The sequence below is a fragment of the Tsukamurella pulmonis genome, assembly GCF_900103175.1.
GTDB lineage: Bacteria > Actinomycetota > Actinomycetes > Mycobacteriales > Mycobacteriaceae > Tsukamurella > Tsukamurella pulmonis.
In genome coordinates, this window is sequence record NZ_FNLF01000002.1 from 2,127,436 (window position 1) to 2,149,380 (window position 21,945).

Annotated in this window: 19 protein-coding genes; 17 read left to right on the forward strand and 2 right to left on the reverse strand. The window is 71.1% G+C overall.

From position 1 onward, the window contains the following. Window positions 1-11: 11 nt before the first annotated feature. Window positions 12-626 (reverse strand): TetR/AcrR family transcriptional regulator, encoded by a 615-nt coding sequence (locus tag BLQ62_RS10425; RefSeq protein ID WP_068535219.1) that lies wholly within the window; start codon window positions 624-626, stop codon window positions 12-14. Between the two features lie 168 nt (window positions 627-794). On the opposite strand from BLQ62_RS10425, the gene BLQ62_RS10430 reads away from it, so the two are divergent. From BLQ62_RS10430 to BLQ62_RS10490, 13 genes are all read left to right on the forward strand, one after another. Then, window positions 795-2,012, forward strand: a complete 1,218-nt coding sequence (locus BLQ62_RS10430; RefSeq protein ID WP_068565565.1) for an acetyl-CoA C-acetyltransferase — start codon at window positions 795-797, stop codon at window positions 2,010-2,012. A gap of 207 nt (window positions 2,013-2,219) precedes the next feature. Then, window positions 2,220-2,972 (forward strand): SDR family oxidoreductase, encoded by a 753-nt coding sequence (locus tag BLQ62_RS10435; RefSeq protein ID WP_068565563.1) that lies wholly within the window; start codon window positions 2,220-2,222, stop codon window positions 2,970-2,972. A 4-nt stretch (window positions 2,973-2,976) separates the two neighbouring features. Continuing rightward, window positions 2,977-3,783 (forward strand): SDR family NAD(P)-dependent oxidoreductase, encoded by an 807-nt coding sequence (locus tag BLQ62_RS10440; RefSeq protein WP_068565561.1) that lies wholly within the window; start codon window positions 2,977-2,979, stop codon window positions 3,781-3,783. After that, window positions 3,780-4,769, forward strand: a complete 990-nt coding sequence (locus BLQ62_RS10445) for an NADPH:quinone oxidoreductase family protein (RefSeq protein WP_068535206.1) — start codon at window positions 3,780-3,782, stop codon at window positions 4,767-4,769. The genes BLQ62_RS10440 and BLQ62_RS10445 overlap by 4 nt, the downstream gene beginning before the upstream one ends. After that, complete coding sequence (locus BLQ62_RS10450) at window positions 4,766-5,470, forward strand: HAD family hydrolase (RefSeq protein WP_231857597.1); 705 nt, start codon at window positions 4,766-4,768, stop codon at window positions 5,468-5,470. Before BLQ62_RS10445 ends, BLQ62_RS10450 begins: the two co-directional genes overlap by 4 nt. Before the next feature lie 11 nt (window positions 5,471-5,481). Beyond that, complete coding sequence (locus BLQ62_RS10455) at window positions 5,482-6,234, forward strand: SDR family oxidoreductase (protein WP_068535200.1); 753 nt, start codon at window positions 5,482-5,484, stop codon at window positions 6,232-6,234. Between the two features lie 31 nt (window positions 6,235-6,265). Further along, window positions 6,266-6,718, forward strand: coding sequence for a MaoC family dehydratase (locus tag BLQ62_RS10460; RefSeq protein ID WP_068535197.1), 453 nt, complete (start codon window positions 6,266-6,268; stop codon window positions 6,716-6,718). Next, entirely contained in the window at window positions 6,718-7,734 is a 1,017-nt protein-coding gene (locus BLQ62_RS10465) for a phosphotransferase family protein (RefSeq protein ID WP_068565558.1), read from the forward strand. The genes BLQ62_RS10460 and BLQ62_RS10465 overlap by 1 nt, the downstream gene beginning before the upstream one ends. A gap of 1 nt (window position 7,735) precedes the next feature. Beyond that, a complete protein-coding gene (locus tag BLQ62_RS10470; RefSeq protein WP_068565556.1) occupies window positions 7,736-8,965 on the forward strand; it encodes an acyl-CoA dehydrogenase family protein in 1,230 nt (409 codons plus the stop codon). Then, on the forward strand, window positions 8,962-10,143 hold the full coding sequence (locus tag BLQ62_RS10475) for an acyl-CoA dehydrogenase family protein (RefSeq protein ID WP_068565554.1): 1,182 nt from the start codon (window positions 8,962-8,964) through the stop codon (window positions 10,141-10,143). Before BLQ62_RS10470 ends, BLQ62_RS10475 begins: the two co-directional genes overlap by 4 nt. Beyond that, on the forward strand, window positions 10,140-11,225 hold the full coding sequence (locus BLQ62_RS10480) for an acyl-CoA dehydrogenase family protein (RefSeq protein WP_068565552.1): 1,086 nt from the start codon (window positions 10,140-10,142) through the stop codon (window positions 11,223-11,225). Before BLQ62_RS10475 ends, BLQ62_RS10480 begins: the two co-directional genes overlap by 4 nt. 42 nt (window positions 11,226-11,267) lie before the next feature. Then, window positions 11,268-12,251 carry a phosphotriesterase family protein gene (locus tag BLQ62_RS10485; protein WP_068535182.1) on the forward strand — a complete coding sequence of 328 codons (984 nt, stop codon included), beginning with the start codon at window positions 11,268-11,270 and terminating at the stop codon, window positions 12,249-12,251. Next, window positions 12,252-13,760 (forward strand): long-chain-fatty-acid--CoA ligase, encoded by a 1,509-nt coding sequence (locus tag BLQ62_RS10490; RefSeq protein WP_068565550.1) that lies wholly within the window; start codon window positions 12,252-12,254, stop codon window positions 13,758-13,760. A 44-nt stretch (window positions 13,761-13,804) separates the two neighbouring features. Here BLQ62_RS10490 and BLQ62_RS10495 read toward each other — a convergent pair whose 3' ends face one another. Continuing rightward, complete coding sequence (locus BLQ62_RS10495) at window positions 13,805-14,737, reverse strand: alpha/beta fold hydrolase (protein WP_068565548.1); 933 nt, start codon at window positions 14,735-14,737, stop codon at window positions 13,805-13,807. Window positions 14,738-14,913: 176 nt separating this feature from the next. On the opposite strand from BLQ62_RS10495, the gene BLQ62_RS10500 reads away from it, so the two are divergent. The 4 genes from BLQ62_RS10500 to BLQ62_RS10515 are packed head-to-tail and all read left to right on the forward strand — an operon-like array spanning window position 14,914 to window position 21,904. After that, a complete protein-coding gene (locus BLQ62_RS10500) occupies window positions 14,914-16,302 on the forward strand; it encodes an MFS transporter (RefSeq protein WP_068535175.1) in 1,389 nt (462 codons plus the stop codon). Window positions 16,303-16,353: 51 nt separating this feature from the next. Then, on the forward strand, window positions 16,354-16,968 hold the full coding sequence (locus tag BLQ62_RS10505; RefSeq protein ID WP_231857596.1) for a TetR/AcrR family transcriptional regulator: 615 nt from the start codon (window positions 16,354-16,356) through the stop codon (window positions 16,966-16,968). A gap of 26 nt (window positions 16,969-16,994) precedes the next feature. Further along, entirely contained in the window at window positions 16,995-18,728 is a 1,734-nt protein-coding gene (locus BLQ62_RS10510; RefSeq protein WP_068565546.1) for an AMP-binding protein, read from the forward strand. Continuing rightward, window positions 18,725-21,904, forward strand: coding sequence for an acetyl-CoA carboxylase family protein (locus BLQ62_RS10515; protein WP_068565544.1), 3,180 nt, complete (start codon window positions 18,725-18,727; stop codon window positions 21,902-21,904). Before BLQ62_RS10510 ends, BLQ62_RS10515 begins: the two co-directional genes overlap by 4 nt. Window positions 21,905-21,945 lie beyond the last annotated feature (41 nt).

Sequence of the window (21,945 nt, forward strand, 5' to 3'; positions counted from 1 at the left end):
TCCTCGGGTTTCTAGTTCGGGGTCTCGGTGGTGTTCGCCCCGACGGTGCGCAGGGCGAGGTCGGCGTAGAAGTCGCCGATGCGGTCGGGGGTGATCTCGCCGCCGTCGTGGTACCAGCGGCCGATGTCGATGCCGCTCGAGAGCACGGCGATCGTGGCCATGCGGGGATCGGGGGTGTCGAACGAGCCGTCGGCGACACCGGCGTCGACGATCGCGCGGACCCGGCGGGTGATCTCCCGGCGCAGGCCGCCGATCTCGGCGCGGTGCTCCTCGGTGAGCGCGTCCAGTTCGTAGTTGACCACCCGGACGCTGGTGTGCGACGAGGCGTGGTGCGTCGCGAACGCGCGCATGGTCGCGGCCAGGCGTTCGGCGGGGGAGGCGCCGGCGTCGTCGACGGCGGCGATCGCGTCGATGATCCGCTGATGGCCGACGCGGGAGAGCTGGTGCAGCAACTGCTCTTTGGACTTGTAGTGCACGTAGACCGCGGCCGGGCTCATCCCCGCGGCGGAGGCGATGTCGCGGGTGGTGGTGCCGTGGAAGCCGCGTTCGGCGAAGGCGGCTGCGGCGGCGGCCAGCAGTCGCGCCCGCGTGGCGTCCGCGCGGGACGGTGCCTCGGTGTCGGTCATCGTTTCCCTCCGCTGCCCACCGCGATGCGGCCCTTCGATGCGATGTCTCTAGTGTGAACGGGACCACAGTGAACGGTCCGTTGACGACCGGCTCTCAGTGGTGCAGAGTAAATGGTACACCGCTAAGCGAGCGCTTAGTCAGCATAGTTTCAACTCGGAGGTCATCCCATGCCCGAAGCAGTCATCGTCTCCACCGCCCGGTCGCCCATCGGGCGCGCAGCGAAGGGCTCGCTCAAGGACGCCCGCCCGGACGACCTCTCCGTCCAGATGGTGCAGGCCGCGCTGGCCAAGGTGCCCGGCCTGGACCCGCGCGACATCGACGACCTCATGTTCGGCTGCGGCCAGCCCGCGGGCGAGTCCGGCTTCAACATCGCCCGCGTCGTCGCCGTCGAGGCCGGTCTCGACCATCTGCCCGGCGTCACCGTCAACCGTTACTGCAGCTCGAGCCTGCAGACCACCCGCATGGCGTTCCATGCGATCAAGGCGGGGGAGGGCGACGTCTTCATCTCCGGCGGCGTCGAGACCGTCAGCCGCTACATCAAGGGCAACTCCGACGGCCTGCCCGATACCAAGAACCCGATCTTCGCCGACGCCGAGGCGCGCACCGCCACGTTCGCCGCCGGTGGTCAGACCTGGGTCGACCCGCGCGAGAACGGCCTGCTGCCCGACGTCTACATCGCGATGGGGCAGACCGCGGAGAACGTCGCGCAGTTCAAGAACGTCAGCCGTCAGGACCAGGACGAGTGGGGTGTGCGCAGCCAGAACCGCGCCGAGGCCGCGATCGCCTCGGGCTTCTGGGCCAAGGACATCACCCCGGTCACGCTCGCCGACGGCACCGTCGTCAGCAAGGACGACGGCCCGCGCGCCGGCGTCACCTACGAGGGCATCGCCGGCCTCAAGCCGGTCTTCCGCCCGGACGGCACCGTCACCGCGGGCAACTGCTGCCCGCTCAACGACGGTGCGGCGGCCGTGGTCATCATGTCCGACGAGAAGGCGAAGGCGCTCGGTCTCACGCCGCTCGCGCGGATCGTCTCCACCGGTGTCACCGGTCTCTCTCCCGAGATCATGGGCCTCGGCCCCGTCGAGGCGTCGAAGCAGGCGCTGCAGCGCGCCGGACTCTCGATCGGCGACATCGATCTCATGGAGGTCAACGAGGCGTTCGCAGCCCAGGTCATCCCGTCGGTGCGCGACCTCGGCATCGATGTCGACAAGGTCAACATCAACGGCGGCGCCATCGCGGTCGGCCACCCCTTCGGTATGAGCGGCGCGCGCATCACCAGCACGCTCATCAACTCGCTGCAGTGGCACGACAAGCAGTTCGGTCTCGAGACCATGTGCGTCGGCGGCGGCCAGGGTATGGCGATGGTCATCGAGCGGCTCAGCTGACCAGCGCTCGAACCGTCCCGGAGCGGCCCGTACGTCCTCGACGCGCGGGCCGCTCCGTCGTTTTCCGAGGCGGCGCACCGCGGACATCCGTACTGTGAGAAGGGTCACAGGAGTTCGCCGGCTCAAGGGGTCGTCACCCGGCGCGGTGTGTCGTAGGCTACAAAATAAGCGAGCGCTTAGTCAGTTTGAATGGAAGGTGTGTGGAGCATGACCCGATTCGCCGGGAAGACCGCGATCGTCACCGGAGCGAGCCGCGGCATCGGCCTGGCCATCGCGCAGCGGCTGGTGGCCGACGGCGCGAAGGTCGTCATCACGGCGCGCAAGCAGGAGGCGCTCGACGCCGCCGTCGTCGAGCTGGGCGGGCCGGACGTCGCCGTGGCCGTCGCCGGCTCGGGGGACGACGAGGCGCACCAGGATCAGGCGATCGCCACCGCGATCGAGACCTTCGGCAGCGCCGACTTCTTCGTCAACAACACCGGCATCAACCCGGTCTACGGCCCGCTCATGGACATCGACATCGCGGCCGCGCGCAAGATCTTCGAGGTCAACGTGCTCTCCACTCTGTCCTGGACCAAGAAGGTCCACGCCGCCTGGCAGAAGGAGCACGGCGGTGCGATCGTCAACGTCGGCTCGGTCGCCGGCCTGCGCCCCGCGCCCGGCATCGCCTTCTACGGCGTCTCCAAGGCGGCCGTCATCCACCTCACGGAGGAGCTCGCGGTCGAGCTGGGCCCGGACATCCGCGTCAACGCGGTCGCCCCCGCCGTGGTCAAGACCCGCTTCGCCACCGCCCTCTACGAGGGACGCGAGGAGCAGGTCTCGGCCGCGTACCCGCTCAAGCGCCTCGGCGTCCCGGACGACATCGGTTCCGTGGTCGCCTTCCTGCTCTCCGACGACGCGGCGTGGATGACCGGCCAGACGCTCACCGTCGACGGTGGCGTCCTGCTCACCGGTGGGGTCTAGGCCGATGGCGGCCTTCGATCCGAAGGACAAGGGCATCGTCGTCACGGGCGCGGGCAACGGCATCGGCGCAGCACTCGCGCGGGAGCTGGGCGCCCGCGGGGCGCGGGTCGTGGTGGCCGATCTCGACGCCGAGGGGGCCTCGCGCGTCGCGGACGAGATCACCGCCGCGGGCGGCACCGCGTACGCGGCCCCCGGCGACGCGGCCTCCGAGGAGGGCGTCGCCGCCCTCGTCGCCACCGCTCGCGGGCGCCTCGGCGCCATCGACGCCTGGTACGCCAACGCCGGCGTCGACCGCGGCCGCGGCCTCGAAGCCCCGGAATCCGACTGGGATCTCTCGTTGCAGGTCAACGTCATGGCGCACGTCAGGGCGGCCCGGCTCCTCGTCCCCGAGTGGGCCGAACGAGGCGCGGGCCGGTTCGTGGTCACCGCCTCGGCGGCGGGCCTGCTGACCATGCTCGGCGCCCCGGCGTACTCGGCCACCAAACACGCCGCCGTCGCCTTCGCCGAGTGGCTGTCGGTCACCTACCGGCACCGCGGCGTCGTGGTCCAGGCGATCTGTCCGCAGGGCGTGCGCACGCGGATGCTCGAGCAGTCGGGCGAACTGGAGGAGCTGCTCAGTCACGACACCGCGCTCACCCCCGAGCAGGTCGCGACGCAGGCGGTCGACGCGCTCGCCGGCGATGAGTTCCTCATCCTCCCGCACCCCGAGGTCGCGGGGTACTACGCCACTCGTGCGGGTGCCACCGACAAGTGGCTGCACGGCATGAACAAGCTCCAGCAGCGACTGGAAGAGAAGGAGAGCACGCGATGAGGGCCTGGCAGGTACCCGAACTGGGGGAGCCGCTCGCCGTACTCCGGGAGGCCGACCTCCCCGTTCCCGAGCCGAGCCCCGGGCAGGTCGTGGTGCGCACGCTCGCGACGGCGGCGAACTTCCCCGACGTCCTCATGTGCCGCGGGCTGTACCAGGTGAAGCCCGACCTGCCGTTCACCCCCGGCGTCGAGCTCTGCGGTGAGGTGGTCGCGGTCGGTGACGGTGTCGACGGCTTCGCCGTCGGTGATCGTGTGCTCGGTGGGGCGGCGCTGCCCGCGGGCGGCTTCGCGGAGTACGCGGTGCTCAGCGCCGCACAGACCTTTCCCGCGCCGGCATCGCTCGATGACGCGCAGGCGTCGTCGCTGTTCATCGGCTACCAGACCGGGTGGTTCGGCCTGCACCGTCGCGCGCACCTGCAGGCCGGCGAGACCCTCCTGGTGCACGCCGCCGCCGGCGGCGTCGGCAGCGCCGCGATCCAGCTCGGCAAGGCCGCCGGCGCGAAGGTCATCGGCGTCGTGGGCGGCGAGGCCAAGGCGGAGGTCGCCCGCGCGCTGGGTGCCGACGTCGTGATCGACCGGCACACCCAGGATTTCGTCGAGGTGGTCAAGGCCGAGACCGGCGGCCGCGGTGCGGACGTCATCTACGATCCCGTCGGCGGCGAGACCTACAAGCGCTCCACCAAGTGCATCGCCTTCGAGGGCCGGATCCTCATCATCGGTTTCGCCGGCGGCACCATCCAGGAGGCCCCGCTCAACCACGCCCTGATCAAGAACTACTCGATCGTCGGCCTGCACTGGGGGCTCTACAACGCCCTCGACCCGGCGGCGGTCCAGCAGTGCCACACCGAGCTGACCGCTCTGGCGGACAAGGGGTTGGTCAACCCGTTGGTGAGCGAGCGACTCTCGTTCGACCAGGTGCCGGACGGCCTGCAGCGGCTCGCGGACGGCACCACCGTGGGGCGCGTCGTCTACCAGGCGGACCGGTGACGGCGGAACCCGTGGCGGGCAGCGGCCCCGATGGGCCGCAGGGCCGCCGGGTGGACGCCGTCCTGTTCGACTACGGCGGCGTCCTCACCCGGCCGATGCGCCACAGCATCGAGGCGTGGATCGCCGACGAGGGCATCGAACCCGCCAGTTTCACCGCCACGCTCAAGGCCTGGCTCGGACGGGACGCCCACGCGGGCAGCCCGATCCACCGGCTCGAGACCGGCGAGCTGCCCGAGGCGGATTTCGACGCGGAGTTCGCCGCGGCGCTGCGCACCCGTACGGGCGAGCCCGTGAATCCCGATGGTGTGCTGCGCCGCATGTTCGCCCGGATCGAGGAGGACCCCGCGATGTGGGAGCTCGCCGCCGATCTGCGTGCGGCGGGCGTGCCCGTGGCGATCGTCTCCAACAGCTGGGGCGGCGGGAACCTCTACCCCCGTGAGCGCCTCGCGGCCCTGTTCGCGCCGGTGATCATCTCGGAGGAGGTGGGGCTGCGCAAGCCCGACCCCGCCATCTTCCGACTCGCGCTCGACTCGCTCGGCGTCCCGCCCGAGCGGGCCGCCTTCATCGACGACGCGACGCCGAACATCGACGGCGCCGCCGCCCTCGGCATCCGCGCCGTGCATCACACCGAACCCGCCACCACGCGTGCGGCCCTGCGGGAACTCGTTCCCGCCCTGGCCGATACGTCCGTCCACCCCTGAAGGAGAACACCATGACCCAGCGCATCGCCATCGTGACCGGGGCCGCCCGCGGCATCGGCGCCGAGGTGGCCCGCCGCCTCGCCTCCGACGGACACGCCGTCGCCGTCCTCGACCTCGACGAGGCCGCCTGCCGGGTGGTCGCCGACGAGATCACCGCCGCCGGCGGCCGCGCCATCGGCGTGGGTGTCGACGTCTCCGACGAGGAGAAGGTCGGCGCCGCCGTCACCCGCGTCGCCGAGGAGCTCGGACCGCCCACCATCCTGGTCAACAACGCGGGCATCATCCGCGACAACCTGCTCTTCAAGATGACCGTCTCCGACTGGGATTCGGTCATGGGCGTGCACCTGCGCGGCGCCTTCCTCATGTCGCGGGAGGTGCAGAAGTACCAGACCCAGGAGAAGTGGGGTCGCATCGTCAATCTGTCGTCGACCTCGGCGCTGGGTAACCGCGGCCAGGCCAACTACTCGGCGGCGAAGGCCGGCATGCAGGGCCTGACCAAGACGCTCGCCCTCGAGCTCGGCCGCTTCGGCGTGACCGCCAACGCGATCGCTCCCGGATTCATCGCCACCGACATGACCGCCGCGACCGCCGAGCGGATCGGCGTCTCCTTCGAGGACTTCAAGACCGCTGCCGCCAAGGAGATCCCGGTGCAGCGCGTGGGCCTGCCCGCCGACATCGCGCACACCGCGAGCTTCTTCGCCAGTGAGGGTGCGGGATTCGTCTCCGGCCAGGTGGTCTACGTGGCCGGCGGGCCCAAGGACTAGGCGCAGGACCGGACGGGAGAGGAAGACGAGCATGCGGGTACTCAACGGACTCGAGGAGTTGCAGGCGGCCGTGGGGGAGCACCTCGGCTACAGCGACTGGGTCGAGATCGATCAGAAGCGGATCGACCTGTTCGCCGAGGCGACCGGCGATCACCAGTGGATCCACGTGGATCCGGAGAAGGCGAAGGCCGGGCCGTTCGGGACGACCATCGCCCACGGCTATCTGACGCTCTCCCTCATCCCGATGCTGGTGTGGCAGATCTACACCGTCGAGGGCACGAAGATGGGCGTCAACTACGGCTGCAACAAGGTCCGCTTCCCGGCGCCGGTGCCGGTCGGATCGCGGGTGCGCGCCGGTGTCGAGCTGGTCTCGGTGACCCCGGGCAGCGGCGGACAGCAGGTGGTGGCCCGGGTCACCATCGAGCGCGAGGGCGCGGACCGCCCGGCCTGCGTGGCCGAGACCGTGTCCGTGGTGGTCTTCTGATGGCGGAGCAGCACCCGGGCCTCGACCTCGACGTCCTCGCGACCTGGCTCCCGCAGCACGTGGCGGGGGCGGGGGCGGACCTGAGCGCCGTGCTCATCGCCGGCGGCAAGTCCAACCTCACCTACCGCATCTCCGACGGTGCCTCGTCGTGGATCCTGCGCCGGCCACCGGTCGGGAAGCTGCTGCCGTCCGCGCACGACATGGGTCGCGAGTACCGGATGATGTCGGCGCTCGGCGGCACCGCGGTGCCGGTCCCGGTGATGTACTCGTACTGCGACGATCCCGCGGTGCTCGGCGCGCCGTTCTACGTGATGAGCGAGATCGACGGCGTGCCCTACCGCCGCGCGACCGAGCTCGAGGCGCTCGGTGCCGAGCGCACCCGGGCGATCTCCGAGCGCCTCGTGGACACCCTCGTAGACCTGCACCACGTCGATCCGGAGAGCGTCGGCCTGGGCGACTTCGGCCGCCCCGAGGGCTTTCTCGGTCGGCAGGTGCAGCGCTGGCGTAAGCAGTTCGCCGCCGCGCACACCCGCGACCTGCCCAAGGTCGACGAGCTCTTCACCGCGCTCGAGGCCCGCGTCCCCGCCGATTCGGCACCGGGGATCGTGCACGGGGACTACCGTCTCGACAACGTCCTCGTCTCGCCGCAGGACGAGCCGGCGGCCGTCGTCGACTGGGAGCTCGCGACGATCGGCGACTCGCTCACCGACCTCGCCCTGATGCTCGTCTACGGCCGGCTGGCGAAGGTCTCCGCGGGCACCGTCAGCGACGTGAGCGAGGCGCCGGGCTTCCTCGACGAGCAGCAGATCATCGACCGCTACGCCGCCGGATCGAGCCGGGACCTCGGCGATTTCGGCTTCTACATCGCCCTCTCCTGCTTCAAGCTCGCAGGCATCGTCGAGGGCATCCACTACCGCTACGTCAACGGGCAGACCGTGGGCGAGGGCTTCGCCGAGGCCGGCCAGGCAGTGAACCCGCTGCTGGACGCCGGACTCGACGCTCTGAAGGAGAACTGACATGGATTTCGCGTACGACGCCAAGACCACCGAACTGATCGGGCAGGTCAACGATTTCATGGACAGCCACGTCTATCCGGCGGAGGAGACCTTCCACCGCCAGCTGGCCGAGCTGGACGACCGCTGGGCATGGGACAGCGTCCCGGTCCTGGCGGAGCTGCGCGCCGAGGCTCGCAGCCGGGGCTTCTGGAACTTCTTCCTCCCCGGCGAGGGCGGTGCCGGACTGACCAACCTGCAGTACGCGCCCCTCGCCGAGATCTCCGGCCGCAGCCTGCACCTCGCGCCCGCGGTGTTCAACTGCGCGGCACCCGACACGGGGAACATGGAGGTGCTCAACGAGTTCGGTACCGCCGAGCAGAAGCAGCGATGGCTCACGCCGCTGTTGAACGGCGAGATCCGGTCGGCGTTCGCGATGACCGAGCCGGACGTCGCCAGCTCCGACGCCACCAACATCGAGCTCTCCATCGTGCGCGACGGCGACGACTACGTCATCAACGGCCGCAAGTGGTGGATCACCGGTGCGATGAACCCGAACTGCGCCGTCTTCATCGTCATGGGCAAGACCGCCCCCGATGCCGAGCGTCACCGCCAGCAGTCGCAGATCCTCGTGCCCCGCGACACCCCGGGCCTCGAGGTGCTGCGCGGCATGGAGGTCTTCGGCTACGACGACCACAGCCACGGCGGCCACGCCGAGCTGCGCTTCACCGACGTCCGCGTCCCCGCGAGCAACCTGATCGGCGACGAGGGCGACGGTTTCGCCATCGCGCAGGCCCGCCTCGGGCCCGGCCGCATCCACCACTGCATGCGCTCGATCGGCGTCGCCGAGCGCGCGGTGGAGATGATGTGCGAGCGGGTGTCGAGCCGCACCGCCTTCGGCAAGCCGCTCTCCGAGCAGGGCGTGATCCGGGACTGGATCGCCGAGTCCCGTGTGCGGATCGAGCAACTGCGCCTGCTGGTGCTCAAGACCGCCTGGCTGATGGACACCGTGGGCAACCGCGGCGCCCACACGGAGATCCAGGCGATCAAGATCGCCACCCCGCAGACGGTGCAGTGGATCCTCGACAAGGCCATCCAGTCGCACGGCGCGGGCGGCCTGTCCCAGGACTTCTCGCTCGCCGAGGCGTACGCCGGCATCCGCACGCTGCGCTTCGCCGACGGCCCCGACGAGGTGCACAAGAACTCGCTGGCGCGGGCAGAGCTCAAGCGCGTCGCAGCGAAGAAGGCGCAGTGACCACCGCGCAGGAACTCGACGGGCGCATCGACGAGTTCCTCGCGGCGCACCCGCCCATCGCGACCGATCCACTGGAGTTCCTGCGCGCGCGGTACGACGCCGGGCTGGCCTGGGTGGCCTACCCCGAGGGGCGCGGCGGACTCGGGCTGTCCCGATCGCTGCAGCAGGGCGTCGACGCCCGGTTCGCCGCCGCCGGTGCCCCGGACAACCGCAGCCACGTCAACGGGATCGGGCTCGGCATGGCCGCGCCGACGATCCTCGCGTTCGGCACCGCGGAGCAGATCGACCGGTTCCTGCGCCCGCTGTGGACGGGCGAGGAGATCTGGTGCCAGCTCTTCAGCGAGCCCGGCGCGGGGTCCGATCTGGCGGGCCTCGCGACCCGCGCGGTGCGCGACGGCGACGACTGGATCGTCACCGGGCAGAAGGTGTGGACCTCGGGCGCGCACAACGCGCAGTGGGCGATCCTCGTCGCCCGCACCGACCCGGATCAGCCGAAGCACAAGGGCCTGACGTACTTCCTGTGCGACATGTCCGACCCGGGCATCGACGTGCGCCCGCTGCGGCAGATCACCGGCGAGGCCGAGTTCAACGAGGTCTTCCTCGAGGGCGTCCGCATCCCGGACGCACACCGCCTCGGCGCGGTGGGGCAGGGGTGGCAGGTTGCGAACGCCACGCTCAACAACGAGCGGGTCGCGATCGGCGGCCGCGCCGCGCGGCGCGAGGACGGCATGATTGGCGTCGTCGCGAAGACCTGGCGCGAGCGGCCCGAGCTGCGCACGCCGGACCTGCACGACGACCTGCTCCGCCTGTGGGTGGACAGCGAGGTCGCCCGCGTGACCGCGCTGCGCCTGGGACAGAAGCTCGCCTCGGGCCAGCCCGGCCCGGAGGGCGCCGCGATGAAGCTGTCGTTCGCGCGGCTGAACCAGAAGCTCTCCGGACTGGAACTGGAGCTGCTCGGTGAGGACGGCCTGCGCTACGGGGAGTGGACGATGGTCCGCCCCGACCGGGTCGACTTCTACGGCCGCGACGCCGGGTACCGGTACCTGCGCGCCAAGGGCAACTCGATCGAGGGCGGCACCTCGGAGATCCTCAAGAACATCGTGGCGGAGCGCGTGCTGGGCCTGCCGCCGGAGCACCGGGTCGACAAGGACCTGCCGTGGAAGGACGTGCCCAAGTGAGCTTCACCCCGCACCTGCTCGACAGTGACGTCGAGGACGATCTGCGCGCCGCCGTCCGCGACCTGCTCGGCCGACGGGTCGCACCGTCGGACCTGATCGCCGCCTACGACGGCGACCCCGCGCCCGGCCTGCGGTCGGAGCTCGCGGACATGGGAGTCGCCGGCCTGCTCGTCCCGGAGGAGTCCGGTGGCGCCGGAGCCGGTGCCGCCGTCGCCGGCGTGGTCGCCGAGGAGCTCGGTTCCGCGTGTGCGGCCGGTGATTTCCTCACCTCGGCGGGCATCGCCACCGCGACGGCGCTCGCTGCGGGCGCCACCGACCTGGTGGCCGCCCTCGCCGCGGGGGAGCGCACCGCTGCGCTCGCCGTGCCCTTCTCCGTGGATCCGCACGGCCCGGTCCGGGGCGTCACCGTCACCGGCGGCGCGCTCACCGGGACCGTCCGGTCGGTGGCCGGGGCACTCGGCGCCGACGTGCTGCTGGTGCCGGGCGACGACGGTGCGCTGTACGCCGTCGAAGCGTCCGCCGCGCAGATCACCGCGGTCTCGTCCCTGGACATGACGCGGCAGCTCGCGGACGTCGTCCTCGCCGACGTCCCGGGAACGCCGGTCGCCGCCGACGGCGCCGCCGCCGTCCGCGCGGGGCTGCTCACCGGGGCGGCGCTGCTCGCCGCCGAGCAGGCAGGTGTCGCCCGCTGGTGCGTCACGACGACGGTCGCGTACCTCAAGGAGCGCAAGCAGTTCGGGCGCGTGGTCGGCGGGTTCCAGGCGCTCAAGCACCGCCTCGCCGAGCTGTACGCCGACGCCGAGTCCGCCGCCGCGGCGGCACGGTCGGCGACGGTGACGTTGTCCGCCCTCGGCACCGAGGACCCGGAGACCCGGATCGCGGTCGCCGTGGCGGCGGCGTACTGCTCCGACCTCGCGGTCCGCGCGGCGGAGGAGGCGGTGCAGCTGCACGGCGGCATCGGCATGACCTGGGAGGCGCCGGTGCATCTGTACCTCAAGCGCGCCAAGGCGGATCAGATCGGGCTCGGCACTGCGGGGCGGCACCGCGCCGCGCTCGCGGGCCTCGTCGACCTGCCCGCCTGAGAACACCGCGCCCCGGGCGCACCGAGACAGGAAGAAGGAATCATGGGAGTCGTCCACACCGTCACCGGAGACGTCGACGCCGCCGATCTCGGCGTCACCCTCATGCACGAACACGTCTTCGTGCTCACCCCGGACATCCAGCAGAACTATCCGGAGGACTTCGGTGACGAGGATGTCCGGGTGGACGACGCCGTCGCTCAGTTGCAGAAGGCCCACGACGCGGGCGTGCGCACCATCGTCGATCCGACGGTGGTGGGCCTCGGCCGCTACATCCCGCGCATCCGGCGGATCGCGGAGCGCACACCGGTGCGGATCGTGGCGGCGACGGGCGTCTACACCTACCGGGACGTGCCGCGCTACTTCATGTACCGCGGCCCGGCGCTCACCGCGATGACCGGGATCGATTTCCCGGATCCCATGGTGGACATGTTCGTCCGCGACATCACCGAGGGCATCGGCGACACCGGGGTCAAGGCCGGCATGCTCAAGTGCGCCATCGATCACTACGGGCTCACCGACGGCGTCGAGCGCGTGATGCGCGCGGTGGCGAAGGCGCACAACGCCACCGGTGTGCCGATCACCGTGCACACGCATCCCGGCTCCGAGACGGGCCTGTTGGTCAAGCGGGTGATGTGCGATGAGGAGGGAGTCGACCCGAGCCGGATCGTGCTGGGGCACAGCGGCGACTCGACCGACGTCGAGCACCTCACGGCGCTTGCCGATGCCGGGTTCACCCTCGGCTTCGATCGGTTCGGCATCAACCTCGAGACCACGTTCGAGGCCCGCAACGAGACCCTCATCGAGATGGTGCGCCGCGGCTACGCCGAACGGATCGTACTGTCCCAGGACGCCTCCTGCTACATCGACTGGATCGACCCGAACGTCAAGGCGGGCATGACCCAGTGGCACTACACGCACGTCTTCGACGACGTCTTCCCGTACGTCCTCGAGCGAGGCGTCACCCAGGCGCAGATCGACACGATGCTCGTGGACGTGCCGCGCCGCGTGCTGACCGGGGAGGCGTAGATGTCGTTCAACCTCGCGACGATGCTCCGCGAATCCGCCGACGCCGCCCCGTCGGCGCCCCTGCTCTTCGCCGGTGACGCCGAGTTGGACTACCGCACCGTCGACGCCGAATCCGGTCGGCTCGCAGCGGGTCTGATTGCGGCGGGCCTGGCTCCGGGGGACAAGGTGGCCGTGCAGCTGCCGAACCTCCCGCAGTTCGTCGTCGCCTATTTCGGCATCCTCAAGGCCGGCCTGACGATGGTCCCGTTGAATCCGCTGTTCACGGCCCGCGAGGTCGAGTACCACCTGACCGACAGCGATGCCCGGCTGTTCATCACGTCCGCTTTCTCCCTCGCCGGCGCGCTCGAGGGCGCCCGCGCCGCGGACGTGAGCGACGTCGTGGTGGTGGGCGGCGAACCGCCCGCCGGGGCCCGGGATTTCAGCGCGCTGCTCGGCGAGGACGCGAGGGAGATCCACCCGACGAACGCCGACGACACCGCGGTGCTGCTCTACACGTCGGGGACGACCGGGCGTCCCAAGGGTGCCGAGCTCACCCACATCGAGCTCTACATGAACTGCACCATCGCGCCGCAGCTGTTCGGCATGCGGGCCGACGACGTCGCGCTCGGAGCGCTGCCGCTCTTCCACGTCTTCGGCCTCTCCAGCGTGCTCAACGCCGCGGTGCGGTACGGCGGGTCCATGGCGCTGTTGCCGCGGTTCGAGGCGGAGGCGGCGATCGACGTCATCGAGCGTCGCCGCGTCACCGTGCTCTCGGGCGTGCCGACGATGTACGTGGCACTGCTGGGCGTCGACATCGCGGGGCGCGACGTGCGGAGCCTGCGCGCCGCGGTCTCGGGCGGTGCGTCGATCCCCGGCGGCGTGATCCGCGCCTTCGAGGAGAAGTTCCCCGGGCTGGCGATCCTCGAGGGCTACGGGCTCTCGGAGACGGCGTCGACCGCGACCTTCAACATCAGCGCCGAACAGCGCAAGGTGCTCTCCATCGGCAAGCCCATCTGGGGCGTGCAGATGCGGGCCGTCGATCCCGACGGTGCCGAGCTCCCGCCCGGGGAGGAGAACGTCGGCGAGATCGTGGTGCGCGGGCACAACGTGATGAAGGGCTACTACAAACGGCCCGAGGCCACCGCGGAGGCGATCCGCAACGGCTGGTTGCACACCGGCGACCTCGGCTACCGCGACGAGGACGGCTACTTCTTCATCGTGGACCGGCTCAAGGACCTCATCGTGCGTGGCGGGTACAACGTCTACCCGCGCGAGGTCGAGGAGGTGCTCTACGCCCATCCGGACGTGATCGAGGCCGCCGTCGTGGGCCGCCCCGACGACCGGCTGGGGGAGGAGGTCGTGGCGCACGTCGTCCTGCGCCCCGGTTCCGCCCTCGACGAGGACGGCCTCGCCGCCTACGCGAAGGAGCATCTCGCGGCGTACAAGTACCCCCGCGCCTACTACGTGCGGGCCGAGCTGCCCAAGGGGGCCACGGGCAAGATCCTCAAGCGGGAACTGCGCGCGCAGTAGTGGTCGGCGGCGGCACCCGGCGCTCCGGGGGCCGCCGCGCACCGTCAGGCGATGACGCGCTCGACGAAGGCGATCAGCTCCGCGGTCACGTCGTCGCGCGTCTCCGGTTCGTTGTGCACCTCGTGGCGCACGCCCGGGTACACCCGGGTGCGCACGTCGGGGTGACCGGAGGCGACGAGGGCGTTCGCCACGTGGTAGGCGCCCTCGCCGTAGTTGGTGACCGGATCCTGGTCGCCCGCAAGGATCAACACCGGTGTCTCCGGCGGCAGCGCGGCGTAGAACGCGTCCCCGTTCGCGGCGTCGTAGAGCTCGATGAAGCCGCGCAGGAACCGCGTCGACAGCGGAGCGCCGAAGTTGTTGAACGGATCGCGGGCGTGGTCGGCGACGACCTCCGCGTCCCGCGCCACCCAATCGGTCGGGCCCGCCGCTGCGCCGAAGCGCGAGACGAAGCCGTCGAAGAGCTCGGCGACGTAGTGCTCGGGGGCGGGGCCGGCCTGGTCGGGTTCCGCGGCGAGCGCGGCGCGATCGACGACGCCGTCGATCCCGGCGATCTGCGCGGCGATACCGCACAGCACCAGGCCGTCGATCCCGTCGGGCCGCGCCGTCGCCAGCCCGCGGGCGATCATCGAGCCCATCGAGTGGCCGAACGCGACGTAGGGCAGGTCGGGGTACAGGTCCTGGACCGTCGTGCGGAGTGTGCCGGCATCGGCGACGAGCACGTGTGCGGCGTCCGCGCCGGCGTCGCCCCAGACACCCGAGCCCATCGCGGTGGCGCCGTGCCCGGCGTGATCCTCCGCGGCCACCACGAAACCGGCGTCGAGCAGTGCGGTCACCAGGCGCAGATAGCGCCGTGAGTGCTCGCCCAGGCCGTGGATCACCTGCACGACCGCGCGGGGCCGCCGCACGGGGCTGTAGATCCAGGCGCGCACGGTGTCGCGACCGTTGACGGACGGGAAATCGGGTTCGAGGAGTGCCATGCCCCAGTTCTACGTGATCGGCGCCCGGACCGTCGCAGAACGATCTGAAGCCATGGAAACGGTCTCTCATCTGCGTAAGCAAACGCTTAGCAATTTCGCTGAACCGGTTGACACGAACGTCAACGTCAAGGATTCTCTGTGTCGGGGATCACACACTTCCACCTGAAGGGCCATCCATGACACAGACCCACGACCCGGGCGCCGCCGCACCGGTGACCGCGAAGAAGTCGCACGGCAAACTGCTGACCGCCGGGCTGGTGAGCAGCTCGATCGAGTGGTACGACTTCTTCGTCTACGGCACTGCCGCCGCCCTCGTGTTCGACAAGGTCTTCTTCCCGGACCTGTCGCCGCTGATGGGCACGCTGATGGCGTTCGCCACCTTCGCGGTGGGCTTCGTCGCCCGCCCGGTGGGCGGCATCCTCGCCGGGCACTTCGGCGACAAGATCGGTCGCAAGCCGATGCTCATCTGGTGCCTGGTCGCGATGGGGACCGCCACTTTCCTCATCGGCTGCCTGCCCACCGCGAGCGCGATCGGCTCGCTCGCGCCGATCCTGCTGGTGTCCCTGCGCTTCGTGCAGGGTCTGGCGTGCGGCGGCCAGTGGGGCGGCGTGGTCCTGCTGCTCACCGAGTCCGCCGGCCCCAAGAAGCGCGGCTTCGCCGGCACCTTCGGCCAGATGGGCGTGCCGCTGGGGCTGCTGCTGGGCAACCTGATGATGATCCTGATGAACGGCGTCCTCGACGACGCGGCCTTCCTCAGCTGGGGCTGGCGCGTGCCGTTCTGGGCCAGCGCGATCCTCGTACCCGTCGTGATGTACATCCACAAGAAGATCGAGGACTCGCCGGAGTTCCTCGCCCTGCAGCGCGAGGTCGCGGCCAAGAACGCCGGCAAGGAAGCGGTCGCCGCCGCTCCGCTGTCGGAGGCCATCCGCAAGCACTGGCGGAAGATCCTGCTCGGCGCGGGCCTGCTCGCCGGTACCAACTCCGCGTTCTACGTCTCGATCGCCGGCTTCGTCAGCTACGGCAGCAAGAAGCCGTCCGCGGGCGGCCTCGGAATGAACAGCAACTCGATCCTGGCGTGCGTACTGGCGACGTCGATCGTGATGCCGATCGTGATCATGATCGCCGGTGCCGTGTCCGACCGAGTCGGCCGCCGGCCGCTCATCCTGATCGGCGGCGCCGTGCTCGTCGCCTGGGCGTTCCCGTTCTTCTGGCTCGCCGAGACCACCAACATCGGTCTGCTGCTGGTCGCGATGTTCGTCTCGAGTTTCGGTCAGGCGCTGACCTACGGCCCGCTCGCCGCGTTCATGGCCGAACTGTTCGAACCGCGCATCCGCTACTCCGGCGCCTCGCTGGCGTACCAGCTCGCGGCCGTGGCCGTCTCGGGCGTCGCACCGCTGATCATGACGGCGATCATCGCGGAGACGCAGTCCAGTACGTTCGTCTCGGTCTACCTCGCGGCCATGGGCCTGGTGACCTTCGCCAGCGCCTACCTGCTCAAGGAGACGAACGGCAAGGCGGTGCGCGAGGATCCGAACGCCGTCCCCGGCGTCCCCGTAGCGGCGTGACCCGCACCGGCGTCCTTGAAGGTCCGAGCGGAGCCGAGCAGACTCGTGAGTGTGACGATCAGCCAATCACAGGAGCGGGCCCGCGCGAACCGCAAGGACGCCGGTGGCGCCCGCCGGGAGGAACTCCTCCGAGCGGCGGCCGAGTGCTTCGACGACCTCGGCTACGCGGCCACCACCGTCGAACTCATCGCCGCGCGCGCCGAGACCTCGCGTCCCACGTTCTACGCCTACTTCCGCTCCAAGGACGAGATCCTTCTCGCCCTGGTCGACCGGATCGGCACGGAGCTCGAGGCCACGCAGATGCTCGACGGCATCGAGACCGACGTTCCCCGCGAGGTGATCGCGGCGACGATGCGGGCCTACGCCGACGCCGTCTTCGCCAACGGCGGCCTGGTGGCACTGTTCGACGCGATGGCGCCGGTCCGCGACGACGTCGCCGAGATCTGGGGCCGGACCACTCGCCGCACCCATCGCCGCTACACCGCCTACCTCGAGTCCCTCGACCCGAGCACCGTCGACCTGTGCCTGCCGCCGGCGGCCCTGGTCACCATCCTCAACGACACCATCCACCACGGCGCGAAGCGGGTCGCGCGCGACAGCCCCGCCGCGCGTGAGCGATTCGTCGCGGACCAGATCCGCGTCGCCGAACGACTGATCGGCTTCTGACGGAGCCGACGCACCGAAGGAGCCCCATGACCGACCGGACCACCGACGTGGCCGCCGCACTCGACGCCGCCGCCGACGAGATCCGCGCCCTGCGCGAGCGCAACTGGCCGACGCAGGTGCCCCGCACCGTCGACTACCCGGCCGGTACGCCCGCGATGGTCGAGCACCTGCGGCACTGGGCCCGCGAGCGCGCCGACACGGTGGCGATCGCCTTCTACGGCCGCGAGGTGAGCTACGCCGAGTACGACGAGTTCTCCGACCGGTTCGCCGGGTTGCTCGTCGAGCTCGGCGTGCGGCCCGGCGACGCGGTCGGCGTGTACCTGGGCAACTGCCCGCAGTTCGCCATCGCCATGCTCGGGATCCTCAAGGCGGGCGCCGTCCACGTCCCCGTCAACCCCCTCCTGAAGGGCCGCGAACTGCAGCACGAGCTCGAGGACGCCGGTGTCGGAGTCCTGCTGGCACAGACCGATCTGCTGGAGCTGGTCGAATCGGTCCGTGAGCGGACACCTGTGCACACCGTGATCGGCACCGCGCTGGGTGATCTGCTCACCGACGTCGCGCCACTCGCCGAGGGGGCGGCGCCCTTCGACACCGCGCCGGACCCGCGCAGCGACTGGCACCGTGTGGTCGCCGCCGCGCCCGCGCCGGTGCGGGCGTCGGATCCGGACGCGCTGGCCGCGCTCAACTACACCGGCGGCACCACGGGGCTGCCCAAGGGGTGTGAGCACACCCAGCGACACATGGCCTACACGGCGGCCACCGCCACCCTCGCGGGCGGTACCGAGGTGGGGGACCCGAGTGCGGTCGGTCTGAATTTCCTGCCCGTCTTCTGGATCGCCGGTGAGGATTTCGGCATCCTCAAGCCGCTGATCAACGGGCAGACGATCGTGCTCATGACGCGGTGGGAACCGAGCATCGCGGCGGCGCTCGCGGCGCGGTACGCGGTCACCGACATGGTGGCGACCGTCGACAACTACGTCGAACTGATGGACCTGCCCGGATTCGACGGAAGCGCCCTCCGCACCGTCGTCAACCCGCTCGCCGTCTCCTTCGTGCTCAAGCTGACCCCCGCGGTGCGCGCACGCTGGCGCGAGCTGACCGGTCGGACCCTGCGCGAGGCCTCGTACGGCATGACGGAGACTCACACCGCCGACACCTTCACCCTCGGCTTCCAGGACGGCGACCGCGATCTCACCGCCGACCCCGTCTTCTGCGGACTTCCGGTGCCCGGCACCGACATCCTCGTCGTCGATCCCGACGGGGCACCGGTCCCGGTCGGGGAGACCGGGGAGATCGTGGTGCGCAGCGAATCGATCCTCACCGGGTACCACCGCCGCCCCGACGCGACCGCCGAGGCGATTCGTCACGGCTGGCTGCACACCGGCGATGTGGGGAAGATCGACGACTGGGGTGCCGTGCACTACCTCGCGCGCACCAAGGAGATGATCAAGGTGAACGGCATGTCGGTGTTCCCGTCCGAGGTCGAGGCGCTGCTCAAGGACCACCCGGCGATCGGGTCGGTGTCGGTGGTGCCGCGCCCGGACGAACGCAGGGGCCAGGTGCCGCTCGCGTTCGTCGTCTCGGCCGGGCCCGTCGACGTCGCCGAGCTCACGGCGTGGGCGCGGGAGAACATGGCCGGGTACAAGGTGCCCGACTTCGTCGTCGTCGACGCGCTGCCCATGACGGCGACGGGCAAGGTGCGCAAGGGGGATCTGTTCGAGAGGGCCGCGCGGATCGCGGCCGAGGGGAGTGCGAAGTGAAGCTGCTCATCGCCAACCGCGGCGAGATCGCGCTGCGGATCATCCGTACCGCCCGCGAACTCGGCGTGGCGACGGTGGCGGTCCACGCCGCCGACGATGCCGGGACGCCCCACGTCGCTGCCGCCGACGACGCCGTGGCACTGCCGGGTTCGGGCCCCGCCGCCTACCTCGACCAGGATGCGGTGATCGTCGCCGCCACCGACACGGGCGCTGATGCGGTGCACCCCGGATACGGCTTCCTCGCCGAGAACGCCGATTTCGCCGCGGCCTGCGCCGCCGCGGGGCTGACCTTCGTCGGTCCGGATCCGGGCGTGCTGCGCACCTTCGGCGACAAGGCATCCGCCCGGGCCGCGGCCGTCGCCGCCGGGGTACCGGTGCCGGCGGCCACCGACGGCGGGGTCGATCTCGCGACGGTGCGCGCCTTCGCCGCGGGGCGTGCCGCCGGTGTGATGATCAAGGCCGTCGCCGGCGGCGGGGGCCGCGGCATGCGCGCCGTGGTGCCCGGTCCCCGCTTCGACGAGGAGCTCGAATCCGCGTACCGCGCCTGCGTCTCCGAGGCCGAGCTCGGCTTCGCCGACGGTCGCGTCTTCGCCGAGGAACTGCAGAGCGGAGCCCGGCACGTCGAGGTCCAGATCGTCGGTGACGGCACCGAGAGCGTCGCGCTCGGCGACCGCGACTGCAGCGTGCAGCGCCGCAACCAGAAGCTCATCGAGGTGGCACCCGCACCGGCGTTGGGCGAGGACCTGCGCGCCGCGCTGCACGGCCATGCCGCCCGCCTCTGCGCGGCGGCCGGCTACCGCGGGCTCGCCACCGTCGAGTTCCTGGTGCGCGACGGCGCAGCGGTCTTCCTCGAGGTCAACCCACGGATCCAGGTGGAGCACACCGTGACCGAGGAGGTCACGGGCGTCGATCTGGTGGCCGCGCAGCTCGCGCTCGCCGACGGTGCGCCGTTGCGCGAGCTGGGCCTGCCCGCCGCCATCGGCTGCCGCGACGGCGTCGTCACGGGCGCGCCCGCCGCCGCGCACGGCACCGCCGTGCAGGCCCGGGTGAACCTCGAAGTGCCGCAGCACGACGGCACCGTGCTGCCCGCCGCCGGCACCCTCACCGGGTACACGCCGCCGACCGGTCCCGGCGTCCGCGTCGACGACTACGGCCGCCCGGGGCTGACGACCTCCGCGCGCTACGACTCTCTACTGGCGAAGGTGATCGTGCGCGCCGCGACTCCGGCGCGCGCGTACGCGAAGGCGGATACGGCGCTGGGGGAGTTCGTGATCGACGGCCCCGGCACGAACCTCCCCCTACTGCGCGCCGTCCTCGTCGATCCCGAATTCCGCTCCGGCCCCGTCGATACGGGGTACCTGGCGCGACGCATCGTCGACCTCGTGCCCGAGGTCGACGCGCCCGAACCCGCCGTCGCGGCCGCCGATCTCGACGGCGACGTCCTGACCGCGACCCTGACCGGCACCGTCGTCGCCGTGGCGGAACCGGGATCGGCGGCCGAACCGGGCACCGCCCTGGTGGTGCTCGAGGCGATGAAGATGGAGCACGAGCAGGTGCTGGCGGTCCCCGTCACCGTCGGGGAAGTACTGGTCCGGCCCGGCGAGACGGTGGCCGCGGGAACCCCGCTGCTGACGTACCACGCCGACAGCGCGGTGGGGGAGGGCACCGCGACGGCGGACGCGCTCGATCTCGACCGGCCCCGTGCGGACCTCGACGAGGTCCGCGAACGGCACCGCGTGACCCGCGACGAGGGTCGGCCCGACGCCGTGGCCAAACGCCGGCGGCTCGGGCGGCGCACCGCCCGCGAGAACATCGACCATCTCGTCGATCCGGGCAGCTTCACCGAGTACGGGGCGCTGCTCCTGCCGGCGCAGCGCGCCCGCAGGTCCGAGGAGGAGCTGATCGCGACCGGCCCGGCGGACGGATTGATCGGTGGCCTCGCCACCATCGACGGCGCCGAGGCCATGGTCATCTCCTACGACTACACCGTGCTCGCCGGCACGCAGGGCTGGCGTAACCACGCGAAGACGGACCGGCTGATCGACGTCGCGGAGCGCCGCGGCGTGCCGATCGTGCTGTTCGCCGAGGGCGGCGGCGGGCGCCCCGGGGACACCGATCTCGACATCGTTGCGGGACTCGATGTTCCGACCTTCCGCTCGCTCGGTGCCCTGCGCGGCCGCGTCCCGCTGGTCGCCGTCGTCTCGGGCCGGTGCTTCGCGGGCAACGCCGCACTGGCGGGGATCTGCGATGTGATCATCGCGACCCCCGATGCGAATCTCGGTATGGGCGGGCCGGCGATGATCTCCGGCGGCGGCCTGGGTGAGTTCGCGCCGGAGGCGATCGGCCCCATCGACGTGCAGCGTCGCAACGGCGTCGTGCACGTGGTCGCCGACGACGAGGCGGACGCCGTCGACCGGGCGCGCCGGTACCTCGGCTACCTCGCGGGGCCGGTCGAGGAGTGGTCGGCGCCGGACCCGCGCGTCGCGCGCCATGTCGTTCCCGAGAACCGGTTGCGCGCCTACGACGTCCGCGCCGCGATCGCCGCGATCGTCGACGAGGACTCGACGCTGGAGCTGCGCCGTGACTACGGCGTGGGCGTCATCACCGCGCTGGTGCGGGTGGAGGGCCGGCCGTACGCGCTCATCGCGAACAGCACACGACACCTCGGCGGCGCGATCGACGCGGAGGCCGCAGACAAGCTCGCGGACTTCCTCGAACTCGCCGAGGCCCACGGGCTCCCGATCGTCTCGCTCTGCGATACACCGGGATTCATGGTCGGCCCCGACGCGGAGGAGCAGGCCACGGTCCGTCGGTTCTCCCGGCTGTTCGTGCTCGGTGCGCGACTGACGGTGCCGCTCGGCGTGTTCGTACTGCGCAAGGGCTACGGACTCGGCGCGATGGCGATGACGGGCGGCAGTTTCCACGCGCCGCAGTTCACGGTCGCCTGGCCGACGGGCGAGATCGGCGGCATGGGCCTCGAAGGGGCCGTGCGGCTGGGGTTCAGCAAGGAGCTCGCGGCGGCGCCCGACGAGGCCGCCCGAGCGGAGCTGTTCGACCAGCTGCTCGGGCTCGCGTATCAGCGCGGACGAGCGCTGCACGCCGCCACCACGTTCGAGCTGGACGACGTGATCGACCCCGCCGCCACCAGAGACTGGATCCGTACCCTCACCCGGTGAGGGGGCGAGGGTACGGATCCTCCGCGGTCACCGGCCGTGCG